Origin of the sequence: Streptomyces sp. NPDC059828, from assembly GCF_042731955.1 — a bacterium.
In the GTDB taxonomy this organism is placed as follows: domain Bacteria; phylum Actinomycetota; class Actinomycetes; order Streptomycetales; family Streptomycetaceae; genus Streptomyces.
The window spans coordinates 123,501-137,516 of sequence record NZ_JBHWIW010000007.1 but is presented as its reverse complement, the minus strand read 5'-3'; the positions used below and the strand labels follow the sequence as shown (position 1 = coordinate 137,516).

The window sequence follows — 14,016 nt, the reverse complement described above, 5'->3', positions numbered from 1 at the left end:
GGCTACGCCTCCTCCTCTTTCTGAATGCCGTTGCTGTCCTTGCGGCTGAATTCGATCTCCACCCGGGCCTTGGCGATCTCGGCGAAGGCGATCCGGCGCGCGGTGGGCTTACGGCCCTTCACACCCGGCACCTCCAGATCGAGGCCCTCGTCGTCCACGTCGAGGATGCGCGCGACCAGTTCACCCGCGGGACTGCCGTCCGGGGCGGTCAGCTGGAACCGGGCAAGCCTGCCCTTGGCGCGCACATAGTGGCGGTGCTCCCTCAGCGGACGCTCGGCACCGGGCGAGGTCACCTCGAGCTGGTACTCGCCGTCACCCATGGCATCGGTCTCGTCGAGCTGCTCGGAGATCACACGACTCAGCTCGGCGCAGGCGTCGAGATCGACGCCGTCCTCGGAATCCACGACGACCCGAAGCACACGGCGGCGGCCGGCCCGGGACACTTCGATCTCTTCCAGATCCAGATCCGCGGCGCTGACGAGCGGTTCGAGCAGTCCGCGCAGCCTCTCGCTCTGGGTGGTGCTCATCCGGGTGACTCCTCGGCCGCGTGTGCTGTTGTGGGTTTCGTCGTGTGTCAGCACAAAGGGTATCCGGTCGCGAGGGGTGTTGCCGTCCACCCGCGACTGACCCGCAGGTACGCTCGCCTGCGGTGATCACATCAAGGGCCCGGCTGGTACGGGCCCGGGCCCCGAGGAGAGACGCGTGGAGCGCACCGGTACGACGCGCAGACAGGCGCTCATGGCCACGGGTGCGGCGACGGCTGCCGCGCTGACGGGCTGCACGTCGGCGGCCGTTGGGGCACGGCCTCGTACCGCACCGGACGGCGTCCCGGCCGAGACCGTCCTGCGGCAGCGCAGCGCGGCACGCAGCGGTGCGCTGCTGGGGCGGTACGACGCGGCGCTGATCGCCCATCCGGAGCTCGCGGCACGGCTCGCACCGCTACGGGCGGCAGTGGCCCTGCATGCGAAAGCGCTGGCACCGGCACCCGACCCAGCGGCGCCTTCGCCCCGTACGACGGGTCGTGGAGGCCCCTCACCGGCACCGTCGCAGGCCGGTTCGGATCCGGACGCCGCGCTGCGGGAGCTGGCCGCCGTCGAACGGAGCACCGCCGACGCGCACACCGCCGCGCTGGCCGGCGCTTCCCCCGAGTACGCACGGCTGCTGGCCTCCGTCGCCGCGGCCGGAGCGGTGCACGCCTATCTGCTGACCAAGGGAGCCCGCTGATGAGCACCCTCGACGCGGTGCAGGCGGCGCTCGCCGCCGAGCACGCCGCCGTGTACGGGTACGGGGTCGTCGGCGGCCGGGTGGGCAAGGACCGGCAGGCCGAAGCGACGGAGGCGTATTCCGCCCACCGGGCCCGGCGCGACGCCATGGAGCGGACCGTACGGGACTTGGGTGCGAAGCCCGTCGTGGCGGACGCCGCCTACGCGCTGCCGTTCCCGGTGCCGGACGCGGCTGCGGCCGTACGTCTCGCCGCGGTGCTGGAGGACCGGATCGCGGGCGTCTACTCGGATCTGGTCAGGGCGGCGGAGGGAGCGCTGCGCCAGGAAGCGGCGGGCGCGCTGCGTGAGGCGGCAGTGCGGGCGGTCCGCTGGCGCGGTACCGGCGTAGCCTTTCCTGGGCTCGCCGAGCGGGCGACGAGGCAGTGAAGGAGAACAACGCACGCATGGGTTTCGAACCGCCCCAGCGTCTGGTGCGGGCGCTCGGCGACAGCGAGTGGCTGCGAGAGCTGCCGAAGCTCCTCGAGGAGGCGGTCTCCCGCCACCGACTGGACATCGAGAGGGTGGCGGTACCCGGCGGGCGGAGCAGCCTGGTGGCCCTCGTGCGGCGCCAGGACGGCTCACCGGCCGCGCTGAAGCTGGTCCCGCCCTCGGCCGGATACGCACACGAGCGCGCGGCCCTGGAGCACTGGAACGGCTTCGGGGCGGTTCGGCTGCTGGAGGCGTCCGAGGGGGCGCTGGTGCTCGAGCGGCTGCACCCGGAGCTTTCGGTGCGCTCGCTCCCCGGGGCCAAGGCCCTGCTGGAAGCGGCGGGTACGGTGCGTCGGCTGTGGACGGCGCCGCCGGAAGGCCATGCCTTCGAGACGGTGACGGAGCGTACGGCCCGGCAGGCGGCGGCGCTGTCGGAACGCGTCGCCACGGCGCCGCCCGCGCTGATGGCCGCGGCGCTGGGTGCCCGGGAGGAACTGGTCGCGAGCGCCTCCCCCGAAGTGCGGCTGCTGCACGGCAACTTCCGGCAGAGCAAGGTGCTCGGCGGTGACCGGTCACCATGGCTTGCGGTCGGCCCCGAGCCGGTCGTCGGCGAACCCGCCTACGACCTGGCACGGCTGGTCCGTGACCGTGTGGAGGACCTCGTAGCCTCCTCCTCGGGCCCCTCCGCGGCCCGTCGCCGCGTCAACCGGCTCGCGGACTCCCTGGACGTGGACCCCGACCGGCTGCGCGGCTGGACGTTGTTCCGCGCGGTGGAGTCGGGGACCCGAGCGCTGGTGGCGGGCCGGGCAGGCGAGGCGGAGGTGTCCCTGGAATTCGCGGGGTGGCTCTAGCAGGCCCTGTCCGGGCGCCTCGCGAGCCTGCCCGCCCTCATGGTGCGGGGCATGCCCAGGGGGCCCGCCCCGCACCGCCCGCGCAGCGCCTAAGGCCGTGTGTGAGAACTCCCGCCTGGCTCGCGACGCCTGGCACGCGCACTCGCTGCGTTGTCGAACCGTCCAAGTACGCGGTACGAGGACGACCTCCCCCTGCCTCCGGCGGGGGAACCCCCACCGCCTTGCGATGGCACGCACCGGACGCCGCGAGCCCCGCCCCTTCGGGCGGGGCTCGCCAGTTCTCCAACACGGCCTAGCCGAGCACGCGCGCGATCGCCTCGTCCACCGGGAGCTCCTCGCGCTCGCCCGTGCGGCGGTCCTTCAGCTCGACGACGCCTTCCGCGGACCTGCGCCCCGCCACCAGGATCGTCGGCACGCCGATCAGCTCCGCGTCGGTGAACTTCACGCCCGGGGACACCCCGGCACGGTCGTCCACGAGGACCCGCGCGCCTGCCGCGCCCAGCTTCTCGGCGATGTCGAGTGCCAGCTCGGTCTGGAGCGCCTTGCCCGCGGCCACGACGTGCACGTCCGCCGGGGCGATCTCGCGCGGCCAGCACAGGCCCTGCTCGTCGGCGTGCTGCTCGGCCAGGGCCGCGACCGCGCGGGACACGCCGATGCCGTACGAGCCCATGGTCACGCGGACCGGCTTGCCGTTCTGGCCCAGCACGTCGAGCTGGAAGGCGTCCGCGTACTTGCGGCCGAGCTGGAAGATGTGGCCGATCTCGATCGCGCGGTCGAGCTTGAGGCCGGTACCGCAGGAGGGGCAGGGGTCGCCGTCCTCGACCACGACGACGTCGAGGTAGTCGTCGACCTCGAAGTCCCGGCCGCAGACGACGTTCCTGGCATGCGTGTCGGGCTTGTTCGCACCGGTGATCCACGCGGTGCCGGAGGCGATGCGCGGGTCGGCGATGTAGCGGACCTTGTCCAGGCCCTGGGGTCCTACATAGCCGCGCACCAGGTCGGGCCGGCCCTCGAAGTCCTCGGCGGTGACCAGCTCGACCTCGGCCGGGGCGAGGTGGTCGCCGAGCTTGCCGAGGTCGACCTCGCGGTCGCCGGGCACGCCGACGGCGACGATCTCGCCGTCCACCTTGACCAGGAGGTTCTTCAGCGTGGCGGAGGCCGGGACGCCGAGGTGCTCGGCGAGGGTCTCGATGGTCGGGGTGTCGGGGGTGTCGAGTTCCTCGACCGGTCCGTGCTCGGCCGCCTCGACGACCGGGGCCTTGAAGGTGACGGCCTCGGTGTTGGCCGCGTAGTCGCAGGAGGGGCAGTACACGAAGGTGTCCTCGCCCGCGGCCGCCGGGGCCAGGAACTCCTCGGACGCCGAGCCGCCCATCGCTCCCGAGACGGCGGAGACGATGCGGTGCTCCAGACCGAGGCGCTGGAAGATCTTGATGTAGGCCTCGCGGTGCAGCCGGTAGGACTCCGCCAGACCCTCGTCGGTGGTGTCGAAGGAGTACGAGTCCTTCATCTGGAACTCACGGCCGCGCAGGATGCCCGAACGCGGACGGGCCTCGTCGCGGTACTTCGTCTGGATCTGGTACAGGATGACCGGAAGGTCCTTGTACGAGGTGCACTGGTCCTTCACCAGCTGAGTGAAGATCTCCTCGTGCGTGGGACCGAGCAGATAGTCCGCGCCCTTGCGGTCCTGGAGGCGGAAGAGCTCGGCGCCGTACTCGTCCCAGCGTCCGGTCGCCTGGTAGGGCTCCTTGGGCAGCAGCGCGGGCAGCAGCACCTCCTGCGCGCCGATCGCGTCCATCTCCTCGCGCACCACGCGGGCGACGTTCTCCAGCACACGCATGCCCAGCGGCAGCCAGCTCCAGATGCCGGCGGCGTTGCGGCGGACGTAGCCCGCGCGGACGAGGAGTTTGTGGCTGAGGGTCTCCGCGTCGGCCGGGTCGTCGCGCAGTGTCTTGACCATCAGACGGGACATGCGCTGGACCTGGGCTGCCATGGGTTTATCTCCTGCGTACAAGAAAGGGTGGTGTGCAGGAGGTTAGCCGGGTGGTCCCGGACGGCGGAAATCAGTTCCCGCCCGGGACGTCACCTTCCGCGCTTGAGCGGCAGCGGAGCCCCCATCACGGCGTACGGCTTGGGCGCGCTGGGGAAGAGCACCTGGCGTGCCAGGTCCTGGTAGCCCAGGGTCCGGTACAGCATGCGCGCCGGGCTCTCGGTGTCGATCGCGGAGAGGATCGAACGGGGCTGTGTGGCGGTGTCCGTGATGGTGGTGATCAGGGTGCGGCCGATACCCCGCCCCTGGTGGGCGGGGTGCACATGGAGTTCGGTGATCACGAACGAGTCGTCGAGCCACTGGTCGTGGCCGCCCCTGCGCAGATACGGCTCGACGACCGTGGACCACCAGTGCGTGCGGTCGTTGGGCATGCCGTAGACGAAGCCGACCAGCCGTCCGTCGGGGGTGGTGGCGCCGAAGGCCCGCGCGCCGGGGTAGAGCAGATGCCGCATCACGATGTGGCGGCGGATGGCGATCTCGTCCTCGCTGAGCCCGAAGGCAAGGGCCTGCACGGCGAGCGCGTCGTCCACTCGGGCAGCGAGATCGAGGGGGCCGACGACGGCATCGTGTTCCATGCCGGGCACCCTACTTGTCCGCGATCTGCCCGGAACAGTTCAGAACAGCACGCTCATGAAGGCGCCCACCTCGCGGAAGCCGACGCGGCGATAGGTCGCCCGGGCGGCGGTGTTGAAGTCGTTGACATACAGGCTGACGACCGGGGCGACGTCCTGGAGGGCGAAGCGCAGAACCGCCGCCATACCGGTCTCGGAGAGCTTGCGGCCGCGGTATTCGGGGGCGACCCAGACGCCCTGGATCTGGCAGGCCTGGGGGGTCGCGGCGCCGATCTCGGCCTTGAAGACGACCTTGCCGGCACTGTCGATCCGGGCGAAGGAACGCCCCGAGCCGACGAGCTCGGCCACCCGTGCCTGGTAGATCAGTCCGCCGTCCCCCGCGAGTGGGGAGACCCCGACCTCCTCGGTGAACATGGCCACGCAGGCCGGCATGATCACCTCCATCTCGTCCTTGCGGATGCGGCGGACGTACGGGTCGGGGGCGATGCCGTCCGGCATGGACTCGGTGATCATCAGCGGCTGGTGGGAGCGGACCTCACGGGCCGGGCCCCAGCTGGGTTCGAGTAGCTGCCAGAGATGGGCGGTGGCCTCGGCGGGGCCGACGATGGAGGAGCAGCGGCGCCCCGCCCTGCGGGCCCGCTCGGCGAAGGCGCGCACGGCTTCCGGGGTGGCGCAGATGGGCACGAGGTTGGCGCCGGAGTAGCAGAGCGAGCGCAGCCGCCCCTCCTCGTACCAGCCCCACATCTCGCCGCCGAGGCGCCAGGGGTCGAGGCCCGCGACCTGGACGCGGGAGGTGACGAAGGCGTTGTGGACGGGCTCGCTCTCCAGTACGGAGAGCGCGGCGCCGAGATCGTCGGGTTCGAGCACCCGGGTGGTGGTCTGCGTCAACACGAGGGCCGCTCCAACACTCCTTCGGGGCAACGTTTCATCCTGCCCGCATCGCCGCGTGCCGGTTCGGGCACAGGTTAACGGCCTGGTCAGCCGGTCTCCGCACTGTACCTGGAGTTGCTGTACGGCACCCCATGGGAGCAGGCCCCACGCAGGTCCGGGACCGTATACGAAAGGACCGGGCCCCTGCTCGGGGCCCGGTCCCACTCAGAGTGCGTCGGTGGGTCAGCTCACCGAGACCTCGGGCTCGCCCGAGAGGACGCCGTCCTTCTCCATCTGCTCGGCGATCTTCAGGGCCTCTTCGATGAGGGTCTCGACGATCTTCGACTCGGGCACGGTCTTGATGACCTCGCCCTTCACGAAGATCTGGCCCTTGCCGTTGCCGGACGCGACGCCGAGGTCGGCCTCGCGGGCCTCGCCGGGGCCGTTGACGACACAGCCCATGACGGCGACGCGAAGCGGCACCTCCATGCCTTCGAGCCCGGCGGACACCTCGTCGGCGAGCTTGTAGACGTCGACCTGGGCGCGGCCGCAGGACGGGCAGGACACGATCTCGAGCCGGCGCTGGCGCAGGTTCAGCGATTCCAGGATCTGGATGCCGACCTTGACCTCCTCGGCCGGAGGGGCCGAGAGCGAGACCCGGATGGTGTCGCCGATGCCCTCGCTGAGCAGGGCGCCGAAGGCGACGGCCGACTTGATGGTGCCCTGGAAGGCGGGACCGGCCTCGGTGACGCCGAGGTGCAGCGGGAAGTCGCACTGGGCGGCCAGCTGCCGGTAGGCGTTGACCATGACGACCGGGTCGTTGTGCTTGACCGAGATCTTGATGTCGTGGAAGTCGTGCTCCTGGAAGAGCGACGCCTCCCACAGCGCCGACTCGACGAGCGCCTCGGGGGTGGCCTTGCCGTACTTCTGGAGCAGCCGGCGGTCCAGGGAGCCCGCGTTCACACCGATACGGATCGGAGTGCCGGCGTCCTTGGCCGCCGTGGCGATCTCCTTGACCTTGTCGTCGAACTGCTTGATGTTGCCCGGGTTGACCCGGACCGCCGCGCAGCCGGCGTCGATGGCCGCGAAGACGTACTTCGGCTGGAAGTGGATGTCGGCGATCACGGGGATCTGCGACTTCTTGGCGATGGTCGCGAGTGCGTCGGCGTCGTCCTGGGTGGGGCAGGCGACTCGCACGATCTGGCACCCGGAGGCGGTGAGCTCGGCGATCTGCTGGAGCGTGGCACCGATGTCGGAGGTCCGCGTGGTCGTCATCGACTGCACGGAGACGGGAGCGTCTCCGCCGACGGCCACTGAGCCGACCTGGATCTTGCGGCTGACCCTCCGGTCGGCGAGCTTGGTCGGAACGGACGGCATTCCGAGAGAAATCGCGGTCATCTGCTGTGCAACCCCAAGGTGTGGATCGAGGTCCCGAGTCGGTGTCAGCGGGCTCCGGCCTTTGAGGTTACGCCACGGCCCTCGGGCCAGGCACATCGCGCCGCGCATGGCTTCCCACGAGTGAGCGGCCGGGCATGCGGTATGCCCGGCCGCTCCCAACGGCCCTGAGCCGCTCCGAACAGGCCCTGAACGGTCGGCTCTGCTAAGAGATCTTCACCGGGTTGACGATGTCGGCGACCAGCACGAGCAAGGTGAAACAGATGAAGATCCCTGCCACCACATAGGCGACCGGCATGAGTTTCGCGACATCGAAGGGACCGGGGTCCGGACGTCGGAAGAGTCGTGCGATCTGCCGTCGTACGGACTCCCACAGGGCGCCCGCGATATGGCCGCCGTCCAGCGGAAGCAGCGGCAGCATGTTGAACAGGAACAGCGACAGGTTGAAGCCCGCGAGCAGCATCAGGAACGTGGCGATGATGTTCGGCGTGGGTGCGTCCAGGTTCAGCACCTCGCCGCTGATGCGGGCCGCGCCGACCACTCCGACCGGCGAGTCGTCCTTGCGCTCGCCGTCACCGAAGGCCGCGTTCCACAGATCCGGGACCTTGGTGGGGAGCGAGAGGATCGACTCGAAGCCGTTCTCCATCATGTCGCCCATCCGGTCCACGGACTGCCCGAAGGTCTGCGGCGTGATCTCGGTCTTCGCGGCGAAGCCCAGATATCCGGCGCGGACGTACTCGTCCGGCACGACCTGGCCCTCGGCGTCCTTCTTCGCCACCAGGTTCTCGCGCAGGGTGGCCTTGAGGACCTTCTCCTGACCGCCGCGGTCCACGGTGATGGTGGCGGGACCGATGGTGTTGCGGATGCGGTTGGACAGGTCGGCCCAGTCCTTCACCGGGGTGCCGTTGAAGGCCGTGATCTGGTCGCCCTTCAGCAGACCGGCCGCGGCACCGGGCGACTGCGGGTCGGTCTTCTTGCAGGCGTCACGGTCCTCGCTCTGCGGGATGACGCACTGCTGGACCCCGGCGACCGTGGTGGTCTGGGTCTGGAAGCCGAACGACATCGAGACACCCAGGAAGATCGCCACGGCGAGCACCAGGTTCATGAACGGGCCCGCGAACATCACGATGACGCGCTTCCACGGCTTGCGGGTGTAGAAGAGCCGGTCCTCGTCGCCTGGCTTCAGCTCCTCGAAGGCGGCGGTGCGGGCGTCCTCGATCATTCCGCGCCAGGGCGAGGTGGAGCGGGCCTCGATACGGCCGTCCGGGCCCGGCGGGAACATACCGATCATGCGGATGTAGCCGCCGGCCGGGATGGCCTTGATGCCGTACTCCGTCTCGCCCTTGTGCCGCGACCAGATCGTGGGGCCGAAGCCGACCATGTACTGGGGCACGCGGATGCCGAACATCTTGGCGGTCGAGAGATGGCCGAGCTCGTGCCAGGCGATGGAGATGAGCAGCCCGACCGCGAACAGCGCTATCCCGAGGACCGTCAACAGAATCGTCATGCGCGAGCCTCCGCTGTCGCCTTCGCTGTCATCGCTGCCTTAGTCGTCTGTCCGGCCTGCGCAGCCAGTTCCCGGGCCCGGGCACGCGCCCAGGTCTCCGCTTCCAGGACGTCCGGCACCGTCAGCGAGGTTCCCCCGGCCGGGGTCCCGTGTTCGCTGACGACTGCCGTGACCGTATCCATGATTCCGTTGAACGGCAGCCGTCCCGCGAGAAACGCGTCCACGCATTCCTCGTTCGCGGCATTGAACACCGCCGGGGCCGTGCCGCCCAGTTCCCCGACATGCCGGGCGAGCCCCACGGAGGGGAAGGCCTCGGTGTCCAGCGGGAAGAACTCCCAGCTGGAGGCCTTGCTCCAGTCGAATGCGGGCGCGGCGTCGGGCACCCGCTCCGGCCAGCCGAGACCGATCGCGATCGGTCCGCGCATATCCGGAGGGGTGGCTTGGGCCAGGGTCGAGCCGTCTGTGAATTCCACCATCGAATGGACATACGACTGCGGGTGCACGACCACCTCAATGCGGTCGAACGGAATGTCGTAGAGCAGGTGTGCCTCGATGACCTCGAGCCCCTTGTTGACGAGGGTCGCGCTGTTGACCGTGATCACCGGGCCCATGGCCCAGGTGGGGTGCGCGAGGGCGTCCTGCGGGGTGACGTCCGCCAGCTCGGCCTTGGTACGGCCGCGGAACGGGCCGCCGGACGCGGTGACGACGAGCTTGCTGACGTCGGCACGGGTGCCGGCGGCCAGCGCCTGGAAGAGCGCGGCGTGCTCGGAGTCCACGGGGATGATCTGACCGGGCTTGGCCAGCGCCCTCACCAGGGGGCCGCCGACGATCAGCGACTCCTTGTTGGCGAGGGCGAGGGTACGGCCCGCTTCCAGGGCGGCAAGGGTGGGTGCGAGGCCGATGGAGCCGGTGATGCCGTTGAGCACGGTGTGGCAGTCGGATGCGGCCAGCTCCGTGGCCGCACCGGGTCCGGCGACGATCTCGGGGAGCGGCGCGCCCGCCCCGTACCGCTCGCGCAGCACCTCCTCGAGGGCCGGGACGGCGTCCTCGCGTGCGACAGCGACCGTACGCACCCGCAGCCGGTGTGCCTGCTCGGCCAGCAGCTCGACCCGGCCGCCGGCTGCCGAGAGGGCCGTGACGCGGAACCGGTCGGGGTTGCGCAGGACCAGGTCGATGGCCTGGGTGCCGATGGAGCCGGTGGAGCCGAGTACGACGATGTCCCGCCGGCCCGCGGCCGGGTCGAAGACGATATGCGGGTCGGCGAGGGGGGATGGGCTGTCGGTCATGCCCCCCATTGTGGCCGCACCGGGCGCGGGCCAGGACAAGGGTGCCCTCCACAAGGGTCCGCGCCCGCCTTCCGCTCTGCGGGAGGCGGGCGCGGGTACCACGCGGAGCGTCCGGTCAGCGGATCGGGCGGTGGACGTTCTCCCGGCGCGCCGGGCCGGGGCTGGCATCGGCGATCCACGGCCCGTCGCCACTCGGGTCGATGACCCCTTCCTCCAGCCAGGTGTAGTTGCCGGCCAGCACTCCGTTGACCATTTTCCGGTCGAGGTCGTCCGTGTTGGTCCACAGCCTGCCGAACAGCTCTTCGACACGGATCCGGGACTGCCGGCAGAACGCGTCGGCCAGCTGGTACGCCTCCCGGCCGTGCGAGCCGGTCAGCCGCAGGTTCTCGGCGCGCACGCAGGCCGCGCTCATGGCGAAGAGCTCGGCTCCGATGTCGACGACCCGCCCGAGGAAGCCCTGCTTGGTCTCCATCCTGCCCTGCCAGCGGGACATCCCGTAGAACGTCGAGCGGGCGAGCTTGCGCGCCGAGCGCTCCACATAGCGCAGATGGGCGGACAGATCTGCGTGACCGGCGCGCTTGAACTCGGCGTAAGAACCCGGGAGTTGCCCCGGGCCGGCGACGAGCTTGGGCAGCCAGCGGGCGTAGAAGGCGGTCGCCTGGGCGCCTGCCTTCGCCTTGTCGCCAAGGGACTTGTCCGGGTCGATGATGTCCCCGGCCACCGAGAGGTGCGCGTCGACCGCCTCGCGGGCGATCAGCAGATGCATGATCTCGGTCGAGCCTTCGAAGATCCGGTTGATCCGCAGGTCGCGCAGCATCTGCTCGGCAGGCACCGCCCTTTCGCCGCGCGCGGCGAGGGACTCCGCCGTCTCGAAGCCGCGTCCGCCGCGGATCTGGATCAGCTCGTCCGCCATCAGCCAGGACATCTCGGAGCCGTACAACTTGGCGAGCGCGGCCTCGATCCGGATGTCGTTGCGGTCCTCGTCGGCCATCTGGGACGACAGGTCCACTATCGCCTCCAGGGCGAACGTGGTGGCCGCGATGAAGGAGATCTTCGAGCCGACGGCCTCGTGCTTGGCGAGTGGCTTGCCCCACTGCTCGCGCACGGAGGACCATTCGCGGGCGATCTTCAGGCACCACTTGCCTGATCCCACGCACATCGCGGGCAGTGAGAGACGCCCGGTGTTGAGCGTGGTCAGCGCGATCTTGAGCCCAGAGCCCTCGGGTCCGATACGGTTCGCGGCCGGCACCCGGACCTGGTGGAAGCGGGTGACGCCGTTCTCGATTCCGCGCAGACCCATGAAGGCGTTGCGGTTCTCGACCGTGATGCCGGGAGAGGTCGCCTCGACGACGAAGGCGGTGATACCGCCCTTGTGGCCTTCGGACTTCGGCACCCGGGCCATCACGACGAGGAGGTCGGCGACCACGCCGTTGGTGGTCCAGAGCTTGACGCCGTCGAGAACGTACTCGTCGCCTTCGGGTACGGCCGTGGTCGCCAGTCGCGCCGGATCGGAGCCCACGTCCGGCTCGGTGAGCAGGAAGGCGCTGATGTCCGTGCGGGCGCAGCGTGGCAGGAAGGCGTCCCTCTGCTCCTGTGTGCCGAAGAGTTTCAACGGCTGCGGTACGCCGATGGACTGGTGCGCGGAGAGCAGCGCACCGACGGCGGGGCTGGCGGAGCCGACCAGGGCGAGGGCTTTGTTGTAGTACACCTGGGTGAGCCCGAGACCGCCGTACTTGGGGTCGATCTTCATGCCGAGTGCGCCGAGTTCCTTGAGCCCGGCGACGACCTCGTCGGGGATCCGCGCCTCACGCTCGATCAGGGCGCTGTCGATCCGCGTCTCGCAGAAGTCGCGCAACTTGGCGAGGAACTGCTCGCCGCGCTGGACATCCTCGGGCGAGGGCATCGGGTGGGGATGGATCAGATCGAGCCGGAAGCGGCCCAGGAAGAGTTCCTTGGCGAAGCTGGGTTTGCGCCAGCCCTGCTCGCGTGCGGCCTCGGCGACTTGCCGGGCTTCGCGTTCGGAGACCTTGGGTGCGGTTTTCGGTGTGGATGGGGCGGACATGAGGGACTCACCTCGCCGCTTCGTCGGGGGCGGCCGTGCGGAGCTACCACACGGTGCTACTCGTCCGTATCTACCCGATCCGGGAGCACCTCACCAGTCCTGCGGGGCACCCGGGTGTATCAGACGCAATCATGACCATCCGGGCGTGAGGCGGGGTACAGGCGGGCGAACGAAGACGGCCGGAGCCCCCGCACATGGGCTCCGGCCGTCCGGTTCAGGCCCGGCCCTGTGGGACCGGGGACGTGTGCCGGTCCTTCAAGGCCTGACCTTAAGGACCGGTCCGCGGTCTACAGGGCCAGTCCGGTGAGGACGAGCACCCGCTCATAGGTGTAGTCGTCCATCGCGTACCTGAGGCCCTCACGGCCCACGCCGGACTGCTTGACGCCGCCGTACGGCATCTGGTCGGCGCGGTAGGACGGGACGTCGCCGACGATCACGCCGCCGACCTCGAGGGCGCGGTGGGCGCGGAAGGCGGTCTGGAGGTCACGCGTGAACACACCGGTCTGAAGACCGAACTTGGAGTTGTTGACCTCGGCGAAGGCCGCTGCCTCGTCATCGACCCGATGCAGGGTGAGGACAGGCCCGAAGACCTCTTCGCACGCCAGGGTCACGTCGGCGGGCAGGTCGGCGAGCACCGTCGGCGCGTAGGCCGCTCCGTCACGCTTGCCGCCGGTGAGCAGCTTGGCGCCGCCGGAGACGGCCTCGTCGACCCACGACTCGACCCGCTTGGCCGCGTCCTCGCTGACGAGCGGGCCCACGTCGGTGGCGTCGTCGGACGGGTCACCGGTGCCCTGCTGCTCCACGGCGGCGATGATCTTCGGTACGAGCCGGTCGTAGACCGAGGCGTCGGCGATCACACGCTGTACGGAGATGCAGGACTGGCCGCCCTGGTAGTTGGCGAAGGTGCCGATACGGGCGGCCGCCCAGTCCAGGTCCTCCTCGGACGACCAGTCGCCGAGCACGACGGCCGCCGCGTTGCCACCGAGCTCCAGAGTGCAGTGCTTGTGGGGCACGGACTGCTGGATGGCATACCCGACCTTGTCCGAGCCGGTGAAGGAGATCACCGGCAGCCGCTCGTCCTGGACCAGCGCGGGCATGGACTCGTTGAGCACCGGCAGGACGGACCAGGAGCCTGCGGGCAGATCGGTCTCGGCCAGCAGCTCACCGATGATCAGACCGGAGAGCGGGGTGGCGGGCGCGGGCTTGAGGATGATCGGGGCGCCGACGGCGATGGCCGGGGCGATCTTGTGGGCGCAGAGGTTCAGCGGGAAGTTGAACGGCGCGATACCGAGGACGGCGCCCTTCGGGAAGCGGCGGGTGAGCGCGAGGCGGCCCTGGCCGCCCGCGTCGGTGTCGAGGCGCTGGGCCTCACCGCCGTTGAAGCGGCGCGCCTCCTCGGCTGCGAAGCGGAAGACGGAGACGGCCCGGCCGACCTCGCCGCGGGCCCACTTGACCGGCTTGCCGTTCTCGGCGGAGATCAGCTGGGCGATCTCCTCGGCGCGCTCGGCGAGCCGCTTGGAGACATGGTCGAGGGCCGCGGCGCGCACATGGGCGGGAGTCGCCGAGAACTCGTCCACGACGGCGTGCGCGGCGGCGACGGCCTCCTCGACCTGGGCCGCGGTCGGCACGGAGACCGTGCCGACGACCCGCCCGTCCCACGGGGACGTGACGTCGAAGGTCGTCTCACCGGTGGCCTGGCGGCCGGCGAGCCAGAAGGCGTGGGTGGAAGTCATGT

12 protein-coding genes are annotated in these 14,016 nt (G+C 70.3%); 3 read left to right on the top strand and 9 right to left on the bottom strand.

The genetic code is table 11. The features are described from left to right. Positions 1-2: 2 nt before the first annotated feature. Positions 3-527, bottom strand: a complete 525-nt coding sequence (gene rimP / locus ACFV6V_RS06815) for a ribosome maturation factor RimP (protein WP_385560102.1) — start codon at positions 525-527, stop codon at positions 3-5. Positions 528-702: 175 nt separating this feature from the next. Here rimP and ACFV6V_RS06810 point away from each other — a divergent pair, with 175 nt between their 5' ends. Genes ACFV6V_RS06810 through ACFV6V_RS06800 form a run of 3 tightly spaced genes read left to right on the top strand, consistent with a single transcriptional unit; the run spans position 703 to position 2,542 of the window. Beyond that, on the top strand, positions 703-1,224 hold the full coding sequence (locus ACFV6V_RS06810; protein ID WP_385560099.1) for a hypothetical protein: 522 nt from the start codon (positions 703-705) through the stop codon (positions 1,222-1,224). After that, on the top strand, positions 1,224-1,649 hold the full coding sequence (locus tag ACFV6V_RS06805) for a ferritin-like domain-containing protein (RefSeq protein ID WP_385560096.1): 426 nt from the start codon (positions 1,224-1,226) through the stop codon (positions 1,647-1,649). Before ACFV6V_RS06810 ends, ACFV6V_RS06805 begins: the two co-directional genes overlap by 1 nt. A gap of 17 nt (positions 1,650-1,666) precedes the next feature. After that, complete coding sequence (locus ACFV6V_RS06800) at positions 1,667-2,542, top strand: aminoglycoside phosphotransferase family protein (RefSeq protein ID WP_385560094.1); 876 nt, start codon at positions 1,667-1,669, stop codon at positions 2,540-2,542. A 292-nt stretch (positions 2,543-2,834) separates the two neighbouring features. On the opposite strand, the gene ACFV6V_RS06795 is transcribed toward ACFV6V_RS06800, so the two are convergent. From ACFV6V_RS06795 to ACFV6V_RS06760, 8 genes are all read right to left on the bottom strand, one after another. Beyond that, positions 2,835-4,532 (bottom strand): proline--tRNA ligase, encoded by a 1,698-nt coding sequence (locus tag ACFV6V_RS06795; RefSeq protein ID WP_385560091.1) that lies wholly within the window; start codon positions 4,530-4,532, stop codon positions 2,835-2,837. A gap of 89 nt (positions 4,533-4,621) precedes the next feature. After that, on the bottom strand, positions 4,622-5,164 hold the full coding sequence (locus ACFV6V_RS06790; protein ID WP_385560088.1) for a GNAT family N-acetyltransferase: 543 nt from the start codon (positions 5,162-5,164) through the stop codon (positions 4,622-4,624). A 39-nt stretch (positions 5,165-5,203) separates the two neighbouring features. Next, positions 5,204-6,052, bottom strand: coding sequence for a GNAT family N-acetyltransferase (locus tag ACFV6V_RS06785; RefSeq protein ID WP_385560085.1), 849 nt, complete (start codon positions 6,050-6,052; stop codon positions 5,204-5,206). A gap of 222 nt (positions 6,053-6,274) precedes the next feature. Beyond that, entirely contained in the window at positions 6,275-7,429 is a 1,155-nt protein-coding gene (gene ispG, locus ACFV6V_RS06780) for a flavodoxin-dependent (E)-4-hydroxy-3-methylbut-2-enyl-diphosphate synthase (RefSeq protein ID WP_385560082.1), read from the bottom strand. 202 nt (positions 7,430-7,631) lie between these two features. After that, a complete protein-coding gene (locus ACFV6V_RS06775) occupies positions 7,632-8,933 on the bottom strand; it encodes a M50 family metallopeptidase (protein ID WP_385560079.1) in 1,302 nt (433 codons plus the stop codon). Beyond that, a complete protein-coding gene (gene dxr / locus ACFV6V_RS06770) occupies positions 8,930-10,228 on the bottom strand; it encodes a 1-deoxy-D-xylulose-5-phosphate reductoisomerase (RefSeq protein ID WP_385560077.1) in 1,299 nt (432 codons plus the stop codon). Before dxr ends, ACFV6V_RS06775 begins: the two co-directional genes overlap by 4 nt. Before the next feature lie 106 nt (positions 10,229-10,334). Beyond that, positions 10,335-12,281 (bottom strand): acyl-CoA dehydrogenase family protein, encoded by a 1,947-nt coding sequence (locus ACFV6V_RS06765; protein ID WP_385560074.1) that lies wholly within the window; start codon positions 12,279-12,281, stop codon positions 10,335-10,337. A gap of 287 nt (positions 12,282-12,568) precedes the next feature. Continuing rightward, on the bottom strand, positions 12,569-14,014 hold the full coding sequence (locus ACFV6V_RS06760; RefSeq protein ID WP_385560072.1) for an aldehyde dehydrogenase family protein: 1,446 nt from the start codon (positions 14,012-14,014) through the stop codon (positions 12,569-12,571). Between the last annotated feature and the right edge of the window lie 2 nt (positions 14,015-14,016).